We start from the raw sequence: 14399 nt of genomic DNA on the forward strand, positions 1-14399 counted from the left end.
GGCTGACGTTGTTGCCGCGGATCGGCAGGTTCTCGGCGTTCGACAGCCGCAGCTCGATCGCCGCGATGCGGGCCGGATCGTACACGGTGCTGCCGCCGCCGCCGCCGGGTCCGGCTCCGCCGCCCGTGCAGGGATTGCAGGCGGTGCCGCCCGTCGTGCCGGTTCCGGTTCCGGTTCCGGCGGTGGTCCCGGTTCCGCCGCCGACCGACACGCCGACGGATCCAATCGTGCCGCCGCCGATGGTCGCCCCGGCATCGACAATTGTGCCGCCCCCGACCGTAGCGCCGGCTCCGGCGACCGATCCACCCCCGACCGTCGCACCGAGTCCGACGATCGTTCCACCCCCAACCGTGGCTCCGACGTTGGCGACGGTGCCGCCGCCCACGGTCGCGCCGACGTCCGCGATCGAGCCGCCCCCGACGGTCGCCCCCACCGTCGCGACCGATCCGCCGCCAACCGTCGCTCCAACGTTGGCGACGGCACCGCCCCCGACGGTGGCACCGACCGTCGCGACCGATCCGCCGCCGAGGGTAGCGCCGACATTGGCGAGTGAGCCGCCGCCGAGGGTAGCGCTAACACTGGCGAGCGATCCGGTGGTCCCGGTGACCGCCGTGGTGACGGGCGTCACTACTGTGTCGAGGGCACCGCGCAGGAACTGCGCCTGAGCGGTGCCGGCGGGGCCAAGGAACATCAAGCCGCCGAGCAACGGAAGCGCGATCGTCCCGCGCGAGGGGATGGCCTTACGGGATGTGAAGCACGGGTGTGCAGGCGCGTGGTTCTGGCGACGAGACATGAAAACACTCCGACAGGGAGCCATGCCGCGAGCCTGCATCGACCGGAAAAATTGCAACGCAGAACACTCGCGGCCGGTGGTATGCAACCTGGGCGGGAATGCTTAATGGAGGTTTTAAATTGCAACCGAGAGTTGATTTTGTTCGCTGATGCGACGGGCCTCCATCCGCATCATCCCAATAAATCGTACTTTCCAGGTTGCGGCATCTATCAGCATAGAAAATTGGTTTCATTAATATTTTTCAGTTTGAATCGTCTATGATGGCTCGAATATTGCGTTGATATAACTTAAATATAATACAAAATTTGGATATGTCGCCAATCAGCTTCTGAGAACATTGGCTTCGGCGCTGATCGCTCTAATTCAGAGAATTGCGTGGAAGCTGTCAGGTAGAAGGCCCCTGGTGGCTTGTTCGATCTGTTTCAGCCAAATCTCAGCTGCCGTTGCTCGCAGTTCCGCGGCTCGTGCACGTTCTTCCGCTTGGTGTACGCGTGCATCCGCCTGCGCCCGTGTTTCCTGTAATAGTGTCCTGAACGCGTGAATTTCCTGCTGAGCCAGTTGAAGGTCCGCAGTGAGTGCGGCGCGAGTTATAGACTCCTCACGCAACTGTGCCTCTCGTTCTTGAGCCGTACCTTTGGCAGCTGAGACGGTATCTAGGACCTGGGCCCAATCTGCCGCTGGACGGGTAACTACTTCAGTCGGCTTAGCCGAGCGCATTTCTGAGGTCGTCGTACTGGTGAGCGGAGTAATCTTGGCCGTCGAAGACGGTTTGGTTGTCGACCGGTCCGTCGCGATCCGGGCATCAAGCTCCGTCCAGAACGCTTCGTTCAACGCCGTCATCGTGAGCCTCCCGTTCTTCTAGCTGTCACGACGCAACCCGTGTTGTGTACGTGCGGCCGCGCGTAGGCTGCCGATCGCTGGGCTGTACCGCGAATTCGGCTTCGATCGTTTGCGAGATGCGCTGAAGCATCTGTTCAGCCGCCACAGCCCGTTCCTCGGCGGCCTGGATAAGCTTAGCGGCTCGCATCTCGACCTCGCGCGCATGCCTCTCGGCAGTCAGCGCTCGCGCTCGAGCGGAATCCATGTCGACCCGCACCTGCTTTAAAAGTTCTTGGACGCGAAATTCCTGCTCCTGTGCTCCATCTTCGATATCGCGGATGTACTTAGCTGCGTCTTGGACACGCTCTAGTAGTCGCGGCCATTTATCGGCGGAGTAAACATCTTCGTTTCGGTTGTGAGTTTGATCTCGCTCCTCCGAAGCTGCGGCCAACAGGACCAAATTACAAGCGTTGGGCTCCACGGTCGGTTCGCGTGCGTCGCAGGATGAGGTTCTTGTCCGCTCCAATGCTTCGGCCAGAGAATGCTTTATCTGGTCCATCGGTTGTCCCTGCTGATGCATTCCGTTGGTCGTGAGGAACCGCGGCTCGTCGTTGCGCTCAGGGACGAACCCGAAATCAGGCTGCGAATGCGGGACGAGACGGACACGGTATGGTTAACGATTTCTTAATTTCTCCCTCAGAAGTTGTAGTTCCAATGCAAGCTCGCCTGCCCATGGCCAGCTCAGCCGCTCGCTTCCGTGGCCTGGCTAAGGTCTGCCCCTCCCACAAATCCCACCCCTAACCGTTTCTTCGCGATGTGCCTGTTCATGTCGAGGAGTTGCAGGCTGAGTTGGCCGTGGCCCGCGCAAACCGCGACGCCTGGATGATCCGTGCGAGGCGGCAAGCATCCTAAGGTGGATTGAAAGGCTTGACTTGGGTCTAGGCGGCCTGCAGCGGGCACACGCTAACGTTCCGCGGTTCTGGGTACTGAGAGGGCCGGCATGCATCCGCTGGAAGAGCGCGCGTTGCGAGAGACTCAGATGCTCATTGATCGAGTTAGGGCCCATCGCGCCGAGTACGATGCAATGCTGCAAGCAACCCGTGCTGCCATCCGAACGTCATTGGATCGCATCGCGCGCGTTCAGGCAAAATACGGCGAGCTTCCCAACGTTCGCCGACCAGAGAATGCGTGTGAGCAACAATCCAAACGTGCCGATGACGCCGCAGGAGTACGTCAGGGCGATCGTGCTGCCGACGCTGACCGAGTTCCGAACCGCACGACATGATAGGCGACTCGCCTATCTGGCGTGCCTCGTGATCTGCCACGTCGCCGACTCCCTTGCGCTCGCCGAGGTCCAAGCACAGCCTGGCTTCGGCGGCATGTCTGGAAACGCACGCAAGACAGCGGTTCGGAACGCCTTGAAGCGTGTGCAAGCAACGGTGGAAGCTCGGTGTGCTCAGGCTTCTATCGTTCTGGCGATCGCCAACGGCATGAAGCACCCGGAAAAGCTGCCCCTACTAGCGGGCAGTGAACGCGACGTGCCGCAATTCGCACTTGATACCTTCGTCGCCGGATTGGATGAAGGCCGGTTGGATGCGCCTGGCCTTGCGGTCGAGGTGGACGGGCAACGGTTCTTTCTCGACGTGTGCGCTCAACAGGTGCTAGCCGCCTTCGTCCGCGCTTATCCAAAGCACCTTGGCGAGATCTCGCTATCGCCGTTCATGGATCCCGGACTTGAGCACCTTGGGCTCGACGTTGAGCCTGCGTGGCTGACGGGGCTCGTGGCTTGGGCCGCCGGCAGATCGGAAGTGGCTCAGCTATGGATTTACGGCAGCCGTGCGAAGGGGACAGCACGGCCAGACAGCGATTTGGACATCGGCCTCGTGCTCATTGACGGAGAGCCGGATTATTCCGACAAGGTAGGGACCGACTGGCCGCTCGGCAACTACACGGCGCTCGGGGACCGGTGGGGGAAGGAACTCACTGCAATTGTCGGGCGGCATGTAAGCCTGGAACTGTTCGCCCGATCTGGCGAGGTCGAAAGCAGGGAGGCCCGCGCCGCGAAGGTTTCGGCGATCATACTCTGGTCTCGTGCCTCGGGCTAATCAGCAGGGGCCGCGCCTGTTAGCAAATGTTAGCGTCAGCAAGACCGACACCGACGCGATGTTATGTCGGATAAACGACCGTTTTTCGGACGAGCGGATTGCGCTTCACGAGGCAGCCACCGGGTTGCTACTTCCTGTCGGGATTGCGTGCCTGGAAATCTACCGTCGAGATAACGGTCGAAAGCGACCCTGACATGCCGCTCGAGTTGACCGCCTTGTGTAGCAGGTCTCCCCACCCGACATCTGCACCGGGCGGCTGGTAGCTGCTCTTCGTGTCCCACTGAAGGGGTGCAGTCGTGATGAAGCGCTTGTTTGTCGTCGCTACAATGGGCCTCTCTGTCATCGCCCTCAGCACGGGGGCAGAGGCGAAGGGCTGCATCAAGGGCGCGATCCTCGGCGGAATTGCTGGTCACTACGCGGGCCACGGTGTCCTGGGGGCTCTCGGTGGGTGCGCCGTCGGCCGGCATCTCGCCAATGAGCAGGCCGCACGGCAGGCACAGCAGCCGGTGCCTCAGCAGGGTCGCTAACCCGCTCTACGAAGCGAGGCGCGTCGACCGGATCCGCAGTGCGTCTCGCTCCGCCCGCGCCTCAGACAGCTCGGCTTGCAAGCCCTCGATAAGGGCTTGCAGCTCGCCGGCGTCGACAGCCATCTCGATGAGCTGATCTTGCGCCTCTGCGAGCTGAAGGCGCAGCTCGGCATTCTCCGTGGCGAGTTCGAGCAGGGGAAGGTCGGGAGCCGTCCCGCCTTCCCTCACTCCGCAGCCGGCGCGCTGATTGCGCCGGCTGCTGCCGCGCTGAGGGCCGCGGTGATCGCTATAAGAACGGCCGCCTCAATCATGCGGAGGTTTTCCCGATCATCGCTACTAGTCGTCCAAAGCCCTCGCGGTAGGACATCCGCTCCGTCTCGCACCACTCCACGAACTGGTTGATGTCCGTGATGGCTGCCCGGAGGTTGAGCTGGTCGGTCGGCTCATCCACGGCGATACGGCGCTTCCGGCGGGTCGGTACCTCGCGGCTGGGGAAGCCGAGCTTCTCCGCCACGCGGTCGATCTCCCGGGTAACTGGCGTCGCCGGGTCAGGCGCATTCGGATGGATCTCGGCGAGCTTGCCGAAGCCGAAGGATGGCTTGGTGTTCACGCGGCTGCCCTCACGTTCAGGCCGCTGACCAATTCAATGATCTCTTCCGACAGGCGCTCGGCGTTGTCCTGCGCCGCTGGGAGGCCGTTCACGAGGGTGGGGTCCAGCTCAGCGAGCGACCGGCTGTACGTGAACATGCTTTTGTAGGCGGCCCGTTCGTTGAGGTGGTTCGTGAGAACCGGAATGCCGGCCCCTCTCAGCTCATCGATGATCAGCCGCTCGTTCCTGGTCGGTATCGCCGGCGAAGTCCGCGTGAACAGCACCCGGAACGGGATCGCGCGGCCGACGACCTGCTCCTCTTCCTGCACTAGGCTGACGGCACGGGCGGCCTGGGCGGCGTCGACGGCGCTGGCCTGCATTGGGATCAGCACCAGGTCTGAACGCATGATGGCGCGCGAGACCATGCGGCTCGCGGTACCTTCGAGGTCGACCAGCACGAACTGGCGAGCAGCACGCTCGGCGTCGATCGCCGAGACGATGCCGCTCTCGCCGACATCGCCCAGCACCTTCATGGCGGTAGCGCTGCCCCCGCGAGCCCAGGAGGCGATCGGCCGGTTGGGGTCGCAGTCGAGCATTGTGACGGTGGCGCCGTGGGCGGCCAACGTCGTGCCCAGCACCAGGGCGGTGGTCGACTTTCCAGCGCCCCCCTTGGGGTTTGCTACCGATATGACCGGCATGCCGCTGATCTCCTGTCGAAGCATAGGGTCCGGCAGGGTAGGGAGCGAACGGTTACCAAGGGGTTAATCCCCTCTCCGACCCTATGGCACAGGGGGCTCCCCTATCCTGCGCGTTCAACGCCTACGCCCAGCTAGGCGAGGATGGGCTAGGCTGTGCTATGCAATGATAGCTATTGGTAGCATCTGCTGACGTGCAGATGTAGGCGGCCTCTGCCGAGATCGCTAAGCTCCAGTCAGATTGATGAATCCCTGGCGTAGAGCCCCATGCCGATCCGGCCTGAGCACCGCTTCTTCTACCTGATCGATTGGCCGCGACTCTCGCACAAGATCCGGTTCGTCCGTGCTAAGGGACACTGTGAGCAATGCGGGCGCCCGCACGGCCTGGGTCGTCCGGCACCTTGGCGACGGCCGGTGGTGGGACGAGGACGCTGGGCGCTGGCGCTGGCGCTGCGACCGCGGCCGGCAGCTCGCGACACAGCCGGCGGCAGCGGAGATCGCGAGCGCCGTGCGTCAGACCCGCATCTACCTCGCCACCGCGCGCCGAAACCACGACACCAGCGTAAACGACGCCCGCAACCTCGCCGCTTGGTGCCAGCGCTGTCACATCCTGCACGACGGCCCCGAGCATCGCCGGAGACGGCGAGCGACGCTTATGCGGCGCTCGAGCGGTTGGGGATCTGTTCGGGGGCGCCTACGGGGCGTTCTGAGGGACTGAAGGTTTATGCCGACGCGTGAAACGCAGGAGTAGGTCGAGAAATCCAGGATGCAAGCGTGCGTCATCATTCGGACTCCAACAGGCTCGTGGCGGTGGTCAGGGATGGCGAAGGGGAGTGCGGGCGCCGGGTCAGGCGACCGAGCCGGCAGCCGGCATCAGGTCACGAGGAGCGGTGGTCCAGGAGAGGCGGCGCTGTGACATGTCAGTAGCTTGCATATCGAACGGTATTTAGCATACAGATGAACGATGGGATATTAACAGGACGGTATCTGAGATACTGTTTGGCGTGTCTCCCACTGGTCAGGCCATGTCCATCAAGCTCACGCCGCGCATGTGTCGCGCTGCCCGCGCCCTCGTGGGCTGGCAGCAAAAGGATCTCGTCGAGGTGTCTGGCGTCCCCGGATCGACGATCGGCGCCTTCGAGACGAAGGAGGAGACCGCGCGGATGGCGACCATGAACAACCGCGCCCTGGTCGAGGCCTTCGAGCGCGCCGGGCTGGAGTTCATCCCTGAGAACGGGGGCGGCGCCGGCATCCGGTTCCGGGAGCGGAAGGCGCCGTGAGGGGGCCGGCCCGAAAGGGGAAGATGTCCCCGAGCCTGCACTACATGCTGACGTTGCTGTCCCAAGGACCGCGCCTCTACAGCGCGTCGTTCCACAAACCCATACAGCTAGAGAAGCATGGCTACGCCACGATGACCGGGGTCACGGCCTCCGATGGCGCACGTGAATGGGCGATCACCGAGGCTGGCCGGGTCGCGCTGCAGGCTTACGGCCGGGGCGGGACGTGACCGACGACCCTTTCCTCATGGTGATGATCGCCGTGCTCGCGGTCACAGTTGCCACGGCAGCCGTCGCCTATTGGACCATGTGACCGCGCCGGCTACGCTCAGCAGCGATCGCAGCCTCTATGCCAGCCCGGATCTGATCCTCCGCACCAGCCTGCTTGGTCCTGATCGTGACCTTGAGCATGTTTCTCGCTGGCAGACGGGGGATGACATAGGCGATCGCCCGGTCGGTGACCTCGCCGACATCGAACCCGCTGAGCGTCACCTGCCATGTTGGGGCGTTGAAGGTCACGAAGATCGGATGCTCGCTGACGGGCATGCTCATAGCTCTGTGATCAGATCGGGGATGGGTCTGCCTCTCTCGGCTTTGCTCGCGGGTCACTCGTCAGACCAGCCCGCCCGGCACCCGCCGCGGCGGGCTTTTTCGTTGATAATCAGCTTTTCCCGACGTCTCGATTGTCCTGTAAACCCAGCGTAATGTAGATTTCTCTGACAAGCTCCATAAGGCGCTCGGTGCATTCATTGATCACGTCCGAGGTTCTTTGTAGCTTGTCTAGTTGGACGTCCATTTTGTGAAGCTCAACTTCGCCCTTGGGAAGAAATTTGTACATCAAAAATCTAAATTTATAACCGTCTAAATATTTGTCTACATCGACATATCCATGCGCCATATAGTTTCTAAGCTCTGAAAATTCTAATATCTCGTCGAGACCATTTTTTAACTTGGTACGGTAGGGGTCCATATCGCTAATATTTGAGCATAGTCTTGTTAGAGATCTTATGCGCCCTTCGATCCGATAAGGAAGGGGGACTTCATCCTCGTCCGCCTTGTTATACGACCTCTGTAGAAGCCGAAACAGGTCCCCGACCAGAAATTCTATTTGTGAGTAGCTAGTAATAATCCGCCCACGTAGGGCGAACATATTATTAATTTCTGCTTGAGTTCCGATATCGACGTGTTCGTATTGATCGGTATGACTGGCCATTTTTACGAGACCTGCCCTAAGTTATTGATCTTCACGGCTGCAAATCACTTGCCACGCCCGACTCGGTCCGTCAGCGCCCGCGCGGCGATCTGGGCGACCGCGATGCCTTCCTCTGGCGACAGGCGCTTGTTGTTCATCCGCCGCTCGGGCTCGGCGCACACGTAGAAGATCACCCGCCCGGCTTGGTCGACGGTGCAGTCAAGTGATGCTTCGCCCCTCGACCGTAAACACCGGCTCGATCCGCTCGTCCGACGTCCCACGACGTGCCGTGTTCGCCGCGATGCGTTCAAGCAGGTGGATGATCTCGGCGAGACCAAGGAGCGGCCCAGCTGCGAGAAGCAAGGAAGATCCTGCCGCTAGGGCGACGCCGAGGTCCCATCCTCGATAGCGAAGCACGAAAGCCGCCCCGATCACCATAACGCCGAAGAACGCGCTGACCCCGCCGAAGAGCGAGAGGATTGCCTTGGCCATGGTGCCTCACAGCTAAAGCTCGCCGACGATAGCAGAATGGTAATGGTTGGCGGCGAGATCTTCTATCTGCTTCCGGGTAATCAAGCCTTTTTTCAGGCCATTCATCAATATAAATGGCTGCATCATCGGCTCAACAAATCTATATCGAAATTTTCTGTCTGTGCCCGTAATTTCTAAAGGATTGCCTCTGTCGTTCTCGCATAATTTTTTGAGGTGCTGGCCATACAAAGAAACTGGCGCATCTCGAAGCAATAATTCACTGAGCGGCGTGCGAAGATCTGCTGGCGCAAAATATCCAAGATCATCAACAGGCGCAAGCGCAGACGCCAAAAGCACCTCTGTGTAAATATTTTCGCGTCTTGGGCTTGAAACTGCTTTATGGTAGTTTTTTCGGAGCATTTGATCCGTTCTCTCTATGCAGTCTGGGAGAGCGGCGTCTAGATGCTCTAAATCAATTACAAGCGTCTTGGCTTCAAGTGCCTTCTTAGCTGCTTGTTGACCAAACAAATGAGTGTAATGAGGCAGCCCGCGCGATAACGACACAACGTGGTTTAGGGCGTCCCCACGAATTAGCATGCCGAGCGGACCAAGGCGCGACGACACTATCTCTTTAAGTTCAGACGGCATCATTCGCTGCATTTGGATCTGGTGCAAGCATCTCGAAATCGATTGATGCTCGTCTATCAAGTCGCCGATAGAGTCTGCAACACCTACCAATATTATCGTAGCCTTGACCGACCTATCTGATAAATCTTTGATAGTATTAGCAACCAAATTACGAGCCTTTTGATCCATTAGCTTATCAAATTCATCTAATATTATAATAGGTATAGTATTTAAAGAAAACTGGCTTAATTCTACAACAACATCGTCCGGATATATCTCACTAGGGTAATACTCAGAGACAGGTTTGCCTTCCCGCGAAAGGCGTCGAAAGACGTTACGCCAAATACGAGAGAAATCATCGCTAGGATGGCAATTTACTGGTACGCTTGTAATGATTCTTGCGCCACCAACCACCTTCGCGGAAAAAGTATTAGCTAAAGACGATTTACCAACACCGCGCTCACCATATAAAATGGCGTGCTGCCCACGCTGGAACACAGTCTCAATCATTCGATCAATCTGGCTTGACCGGCCCGCAAGCAAGCTTGCTTCGTCAATTGGAGCGCCTGGACTGAATGCATCGAGCGCATCCAGTACACGCCGCTGCCAGTCCTCGTGGGTCGTTGGTGTCTTGCCTGGAACGCCGAACGCCATGCTCATCCCCCCGTCTCACCGGCGCATGTTAGCAAACTAAGGGCGGTTTTCGTCAACTAGCTGGTAAACCGCAGCGGCACCGAACCGATAAAGGAAGTCGATCGCCGCCTCGCGCGCCTCCTGCCAGCGCTGAGCCGAGAAGCCCGGGCAAGGCGGCACCGTGGGCTTCATGGCTTCGAGCGCGTTACGCCAGGCCTGGACGTCGGAGGGCGTGGGTCGGATCGGTGCGGGTGATGCCATGGGTCTCGCCGGATGTGGGCCGGCGGGGGTAGGGGCGCGGGCCGGGAGGCGAAACGCGGCGGACAGGCGCTGGCCGCGCTACTCCACCGACCGCAGCTTCGGCCCCGCCCCGGTGTGCGCGCCCTTGAAGTCGGGCCGGGTGCTGATCCGATTCTTCCGCCCGCAGACCGAGCACACCAGCAGCAGGGCGACGTCCGGCACAGGCAGATCGTCCGGCAGGCCGTCGAACGACATCGCGCCGCTGTGCCCGCACTCGCAAAACACTAGCAGCCCACGGGCGCCGTTCGCCTTGCTGTTCGCGATCGTGGCCGGCGGCTGCTCGATGCCGTCGGCGTCGTACCAGCGCCGTGGGTTGCGCCGGTGCCTTGGCACGCCTTTCACTGGATCGTCGCCGAGCCCGGCGCGAGGCCCAGCAGCGAGGCAAGCTTCATCAGGCCCGTGTCGGTCATCTCCTCGCCATTCACGAGCCACAGGCTCAGGTCGTCGCCAGTTGGCTCGACGTACAGGCCGATCGCGCGAAGGGCTACGACGGCTTCGTGGAACGGGTCGTCGCTCATCTACTGCATAAACCCCGAGCGACCGCCGAGGTAAAAGATGAAGGCCATGACAGCGCTCAAGCCGGCCATATAGAGCCGATCGGTGCCGCCGCCGAAGATCCAAAACACGAGAGCCATCACCGCCCCGGCCGCAGCGAAAAATGCGAACACATACCCGATAGGTGTCGGCGGCTCGGGCTTCACGTCGCCACCGGCCGCGCCAGGAGGATCGCGGTGCGCACCATCCCGCTGCGGTACTGATCGCCGGCCTCCGGATTGGCGACCGCCTTCCGCGACGGCTCGTGATCCTTCACTGCAGCGGCCGGATCGACCGTGTGCCCGCTCGCGAACCGGAACAGGCTCACCGTCGGGTCGCGCATGAACACGTCGACCGCGGCGTTCACCTCGTCGGAGGCGATCGTCTTGGCCTTAATGAGGTCGCCGGTCGTGGGGTCTGCCATAGAGCGAGCCTCTGAACGTCCCGATCTGGTCGGCCGGTTGGGCGATTTGCGATAGGTTGGGGCATTGCCTCGACGTTGACTTAGCCGTGCGGCCCGGCCGACATGCCATGTCCGGCCACGCCGCGCCCAGTGGCGAGTCGTGAGCCGGCATCAGGAGACACCGCCGCCGCAAGTCGACCCCTGAAAAGCCAACGGCGCCGACCCCTGGCAGGGTGGCGCCGTCGAAATCGAGAGGCTGTGAGGCCCGTTTCCAACCCTCACAAGCCATGAAGCGCCCTCGGGCGTCAAGTCGGAACCCTGGTTCCGGCAACGATGAGGCTTTGCCCTGTGGACCGGACGCCCTCACGGCGGCCCGGAACGACCTGTCGCGGCCCTATCAGGGGCCGAGGACCATGTTTGCCGACGAGTTGAGGCGTGCGATCAAGGCCGCGCCGCGAATCACCCTGCCCGCCGTGGCGGCCCTGATGTGGAAGGCCTACGGGGCCGGGCAGGTGTCGGAGGCCGAGGCCGAGACGTTGTCGGGGCTGATCGAGGCGCGGCAGGCTGACGTCGGAACGCACGCCCCAAAGCCTCTAGGGGCCCCCAGGAGCCGCATGGGCGCCCGTCCGCGCACGGATGCCTCGATGGCCCGTCGACGGCGCTGGGCGGCCTCTGGGCGGCTTCCACCAAGCCTCGCGGCCCGGTTTACCCTGGCTGAGCAGGCGGTGCTCTCGCTCGTCGCGGCCGAGACCGCCCGGCGGGGCGACTGCCGGCTCGCCGTCGGACACCTCGCGGCGATCGTCGGTGTCGCCGAGACGACGGTGCGCAACGCGATCCGGGAGGCGCGCAAGCTCGGGCTGGTCACGGTTGAGGAGCGGCGGGTGACCGGCTTCCGCAACGACACCAACGTGGTCCGCATCGTTTCAGTCGAGTGGACGGCTTGGCTCCGGCTGGCACGGAAGGGGCCGGTCCTCGACCTTCACCCCTCCCCCGCAGAGGGGGGAGGGTGCAAATCCGCGAAGCGCACGCCTACTGATGTTCCATACCCTGTGAAATCAGGAGTTTGGAACCCTCGAAAGGGCTGCCGACAAGCGGCGGGCGACCCGAGCGGCAAAGCCCGATCCGGAGTTCGCGAGCAGGGCAGAACGAGCCGAGCCATGCGGTAGCCGCACGCAGGCGTTCGGCATGACGGACGACTCCTGCCCGCGCCCGGCAAGGCGGGGTGGTTCATCGTTGCACGTCGGGATGACAGCCCATGTTTTATGTACGCACTAAAATTTATTGACCTGCGTTTTTCCTGTGCGTACGATAAATCATGCCGTGCGACTTCGACCCGAAAAAAAGCGCGAAGAACGTGACCTTGAAGGGTCGCGCGCACCTTCCGTTCAGTGCAGCGGATGGCTTCGCCTTTGAGACGGCACAGGTCCGGCAAGACACTCGCCCGCACCCCGAGACTGGCGAGCCCTACCCCGAGCCCCGGTATCAGGGTGTTGGCAAGATCGGCCGCTACACGGTGATGTTGGTCTACACGCCCAAGCCAGCACCGATTGGCTTTCGGGTCATTTCCCTTCGTCCTGCGAGTAAAGAGGAGCGCGCATCATGGCTGGCCGCCCAACCCAAGATCCCGACGAAGCCCCGCCGCTGACGCAGGCCGAGCTTACTGAGATGCGTCCCGCTCACGAGGTCCATAGTGCCGAGGTGTTCGCTGCGCTTACGTCGGTTCGTAGGCGAGGTCGTCCACTCGCCACAAACAAAAAGGTGCCTGTTACCATCCGCCTCGACGCTGAAACGGTGACCGCGTTCAAAGCAATGGGTCCCAGATGGCAAACTCGGATGAACGAAGCCCTTGCTTCGAGCCTACTAACTGAAGAAATGAGTGTGTTCGCTCGTTTTGAAATGAAGCATCGAGATCTTCGTATTGATTTTTCAGGGCTACATGTCCTTTCTCCAGCCCTAACTCCGGCAAATGACACTATCGAAAATGCGGTTGATATGAAGCGCTTCGTCTCGTGACGAAGCATACCACACAGAGGTGCTGCAATGAAAATCGATGATCCGTTTCTTGAGGTTCAAGGTAAGCTGGCCGCAATGGAATACGTCAATAAAATCACTCTGCAGGTCTTGCATCAATTGTATCCAAATGCAAACTTACAACAGGCAATGCTAACTATGCTGGAAAATAGTGTTGCACACGCGAAGATAGAAGGTTCAAATCCCCAATCTGGCAATGTTCTGCGTGCCTTTGTTAAGGATTATGGCGCGCAGATCATCAACGCAGGGTTCGGCGCACGCGCAGCTGGATCTTAGGAAGTGGCTTCAACAACCGTACCCCGGCGGATATCCCGCCGGCTCATGCGAGCAATACCGACACATTCCGCACCGCCGATTCGCCGAGTTCGATATGGCCTACCAAGCAACCGTCATCCCGGTGATGATCGCTTCGCCGAGCGACGTGCCTCGCGAGCGCGCGATCGTGCGCGAGGTCGTCAACGAATGGAACTACGTGAACTCCCGCAGCCGGCAGGCCGTATTGATGCCGACGGGCTGGGAGACGCATTCGGCCCCCGAGCTGGGAAGTTCGACAGCTCAGGAACTCATCAACACGCGCATCCTAGAGCACTGCGATCTGCTGATCGGCGTGTTCTGGACGCGTCTCGGTACGCCGACGGGAAAAGCCGCCAGCGGCACCGCCGAGGAGATCGAGCGGCACATCGAGGCCGGTAAGCCGGCGCTGGTCTATTTCTCGACGGCGCCGGTGGTCCCAGACAGCTTAGATGTCGAGCAGTACGCAGCGTTGAAGGAATTCCGGAATTGGTGTCAGCAGCGCGGATTGATCGAACGCTTCAATGATGCGGACCATTTTCGATCGCTGCTTTCTGCCCATCTTGGCATCACTCTGAACCAAAACCAATTTTTGAAAGATCTGCTGCCGGCCGCTTATGACGAACCAGCGACTGGTGGAAGGCGGAGTGTTACAATTTCGGGCGATGCCGTCGAGCTATTGTTGGCTGCCTCTGAAGATCGTCACGGTATAATAATGAAGGTCGCATTCATCGGAGGCGTGCAGATTAACGCAGGAAGTAGGTCGTTTGGAGATTCACAGGACAGGCGCTCAATGGCACGTTGGGAGCAGGCGCTAAATCAATTGCTGAACTACAACTTGGTCCAGGATATGGGCCATAAAGGCGAAATCTTCGAGCTTACCGCAAGTGGATACGAAGCCGTCGATCAGGCGCAAGCCGCGGCCGCAGCCCGAGGGGAAGCTCATCCGGTTGCTGAGGTTGCAGCCTCGGAGGCATAGACAAACAAAAAAGGCCACCCCCGAAGGAGCGGCCCGAAGTCTTGGGAGGAAACGTCCAAGAAGGACAGCGGGACCGCGACGCCATCGCCGTCCCGCACTGCGAACCTAGGTCGCTGCGCTGCAGCGAACAACC

Annotated in this window: 23 protein-coding genes and 2 pseudogenes; 10 read left to right on the plus strand and 15 right to left on the minus strand. The window is 60.9% G+C overall.

Annotation, left to right across the window (positions count from 1 at the left end):
• The 3 genes and pseudogenes from MKK55_RS28580 to MKK55_RS28590 form a co-directional block, all read right to left on the minus strand.
• Positions 1-691 (minus strand): annotated as a pseudogene (locus MKK55_RS28580) (hypothetical protein); the annotation flags it as partial.
• Positions 692-1156: 465 nt separating this feature from the next.
• The gene (locus MKK55_RS28585) at positions 1157-1633 is read right to left on the minus strand and encodes a hypothetical protein (RefSeq protein ID WP_243939079.1); all 477 of its coding nucleotides are present in this window, start codon (positions 1631-1633) and stop codon (positions 1157-1159) included.
• A gap of 25 nt (positions 1634-1658) precedes the next feature.
• A complete protein-coding gene (locus MKK55_RS28590; RefSeq protein ID WP_243939080.1) occupies positions 1659-2171 on the minus strand; it encodes a hypothetical protein in 513 nt (170 codons plus the stop codon).
• 631 nt (positions 2172-2802) lie between these two features.
• Here MKK55_RS28590 and MKK55_RS29270 point away from each other — a divergent pair.
• Positions 2803-3717 (plus strand): nucleotidyltransferase family protein, encoded by a 915-nt coding sequence (locus MKK55_RS29270; protein ID WP_243939081.1) that lies wholly within the window; start codon positions 2803-2805, stop codon positions 3715-3717.
• Positions 3718-4016: 299 nt separating this feature from the next.
• On the plus strand, positions 4017-4244 hold the full coding sequence (locus MKK55_RS28600; protein WP_243939082.1) for a hypothetical protein: 228 nt from the start codon (positions 4017-4019) through the stop codon (positions 4242-4244).
• Positions 4245-4551: 307 nt separating this feature from the next.
• Here the strand turns inward: MKK55_RS28600 and MKK55_RS28610 are convergent, their stop codons facing one another.
• Together MKK55_RS28610 and MKK55_RS28615 are read right to left on the minus strand one after the other, a co-directional pair.
• Positions 4552-4854 carry a hypothetical protein gene (locus MKK55_RS28610; protein WP_243939084.1) on the minus strand — a complete coding sequence of 101 codons (303 nt, stop codon included), beginning with the start codon at positions 4852-4854 and terminating at the stop codon, positions 4552-4554.
• A complete protein-coding gene (locus MKK55_RS28615) occupies positions 4851-5531 on the minus strand; it encodes a ParA family protein (RefSeq protein ID WP_243939085.1) in 681 nt (226 codons plus the stop codon). Before MKK55_RS28615 ends, MKK55_RS28610 begins: the two co-directional genes overlap by 4 nt.
• A gap of 264 nt (positions 5532-5795) precedes the next feature.
• On the opposite strand from MKK55_RS28615, the pseudogene MKK55_RS28620 reads away from it, so the two are divergent.
• The 3 genes and pseudogenes from MKK55_RS28620 (at position 5796) to MKK55_RS28630 (ending at position 7035) form a co-directional block, all read left to right on the plus strand.
• Positions 5796-6238: pseudogene (locus MKK55_RS28620) on the plus strand (hypothetical protein).
• Between the two features lie 315 nt (positions 6239-6553).
• The gene (locus MKK55_RS28625) at positions 6554-6808 is read left to right on the plus strand and encodes a helix-turn-helix domain-containing protein (protein WP_147859351.1); all 255 of its coding nucleotides are present in this window, start codon (positions 6554-6556) and stop codon (positions 6806-6808) included.
• A 44-nt stretch (positions 6809-6852) separates the two neighbouring features.
• Positions 6853-7035 (plus strand): hypothetical protein, encoded by a 183-nt coding sequence (locus MKK55_RS28630; protein WP_243939086.1) that lies wholly within the window; start codon positions 6853-6855, stop codon positions 7033-7035.
• A 67-nt stretch (positions 7036-7102) separates the two neighbouring features.
• Here the strand turns inward: MKK55_RS28630 and MKK55_RS28635 are convergent, their stop codons facing one another.
• From MKK55_RS28635 to MKK55_RS28675, 10 genes are all read right to left on the minus strand, one after another.
• A complete protein-coding gene (locus tag MKK55_RS28635) occupies positions 7103-7357 on the minus strand; it encodes a hypothetical protein (protein ID WP_243939087.1) in 255 nt (84 codons plus the stop codon).
• A gap of 109 nt (positions 7358-7466) precedes the next feature.
• Positions 7467-8018, minus strand: a complete 552-nt coding sequence (locus MKK55_RS28640; protein ID WP_243939088.1) for a hypothetical protein — start codon at positions 8016-8018, stop codon at positions 7467-7469.
• 44 nt (positions 8019-8062) lie between these two features.
• Positions 8063-8191, minus strand: coding sequence for a hypothetical protein (locus MKK55_RS29175; RefSeq protein WP_279596408.1), 129 nt, complete (start codon positions 8189-8191; stop codon positions 8063-8065).
• 25 nt (positions 8192-8216) lie between these two features.
• The gene (locus MKK55_RS28645; protein WP_243939089.1) at positions 8217-8489 is read right to left on the minus strand and encodes a hypothetical protein; all 273 of its coding nucleotides are present in this window, start codon (positions 8487-8489) and stop codon (positions 8217-8219) included.
• 12 nt (positions 8490-8501) lie between these two features.
• Entirely contained in the window at positions 8502-9755 is a 1254-nt protein-coding gene (locus MKK55_RS28650; protein WP_243939090.1) for an AAA family ATPase, read from the minus strand.
• Between the two features lie 30 nt (positions 9756-9785).
• Positions 9786-9989 carry a hypothetical protein gene (locus MKK55_RS28655; RefSeq protein WP_243939091.1) on the minus strand — a complete coding sequence of 68 codons (204 nt, stop codon included), beginning with the start codon at positions 9987-9989 and terminating at the stop codon, positions 9786-9788.
• Between the two features lie 78 nt (positions 9990-10067).
• Positions 10068-10370: a hypothetical protein gene (locus tag MKK55_RS28660; RefSeq protein ID WP_243939092.1), complete on the minus strand. Its 303-nt coding sequence runs from the start codon at positions 10368-10370 to the stop codon at positions 10068-10070.
• Positions 10367-10546: a hypothetical protein gene (locus MKK55_RS28665; RefSeq protein WP_243939093.1), complete on the minus strand. Its 180-nt coding sequence runs from the start codon at positions 10544-10546 to the stop codon at positions 10367-10369. The genes MKK55_RS28660 and MKK55_RS28665 overlap by 4 nt, the downstream gene beginning before the upstream one ends.
• Entirely contained in the window at positions 10547-10729 is a 183-nt protein-coding gene (locus tag MKK55_RS28670; protein ID WP_243939094.1) for a hypothetical protein, read from the minus strand.
• Entirely contained in the window at positions 10726-10986 is a 261-nt protein-coding gene (locus MKK55_RS28675; RefSeq protein ID WP_243939095.1) for a hypothetical protein, read from the minus strand. The genes MKK55_RS28670 and MKK55_RS28675 overlap by 4 nt, the downstream gene beginning before the upstream one ends.
• Positions 10987-11378: 392 nt before the next feature.
• On the opposite strand from MKK55_RS28675, the gene MKK55_RS28680 reads away from it, so the two are divergent.
• The 5 genes from MKK55_RS28680 to MKK55_RS28700 all read left to right on the plus strand — a co-directional run bounded on the left by MKK55_RS28680 (position 11379) and on the right by MKK55_RS28700 (position 14266).
• Positions 11379-12131: a helix-turn-helix domain-containing protein gene (locus MKK55_RS28680; protein ID WP_243939096.1), complete on the plus strand. Its 753-nt coding sequence runs from the start codon at positions 11379-11381 to the stop codon at positions 12129-12131.
• A gap of 149 nt (positions 12132-12280) precedes the next feature.
• Positions 12281-12610, plus strand: coding sequence for a BrnT family toxin (locus MKK55_RS28685; protein WP_243939097.1), 330 nt, complete (start codon positions 12281-12283; stop codon positions 12608-12610).
• Positions 12565-12978 (plus strand): BrnA antitoxin family protein, encoded by a 414-nt coding sequence (locus MKK55_RS28690; protein WP_243939098.1) that lies wholly within the window; start codon positions 12565-12567, stop codon positions 12976-12978. The genes MKK55_RS28685 and MKK55_RS28690 overlap by 46 nt, the downstream gene beginning before the upstream one ends.
• A 27-nt stretch (positions 12979-13005) precedes the next feature.
• Positions 13006-13272: a hypothetical protein gene (locus tag MKK55_RS28695; protein WP_243939099.1), complete on the plus strand. Its 267-nt coding sequence runs from the start codon at positions 13006-13008 to the stop codon at positions 13270-13272.
• 94 nt (positions 13273-13366) lie between these two features.
• Positions 13367-14266 carry a DUF4062 domain-containing protein gene (locus MKK55_RS28700; RefSeq protein WP_243939100.1) on the plus strand — a complete coding sequence of 300 codons (900 nt, stop codon included), beginning with the start codon at positions 13367-13369 and terminating at the stop codon, positions 14264-14266.
• Positions 14267-14399 lie beyond the last annotated feature (133 nt).

It is taken from the genome of Methylobacterium sp. J-059 (assembly GCF_022829485.1).
Taxonomy (GTDB): domain Bacteria; phylum Pseudomonadota; class Alphaproteobacteria; order Rhizobiales; family Beijerinckiaceae; genus Methylobacterium.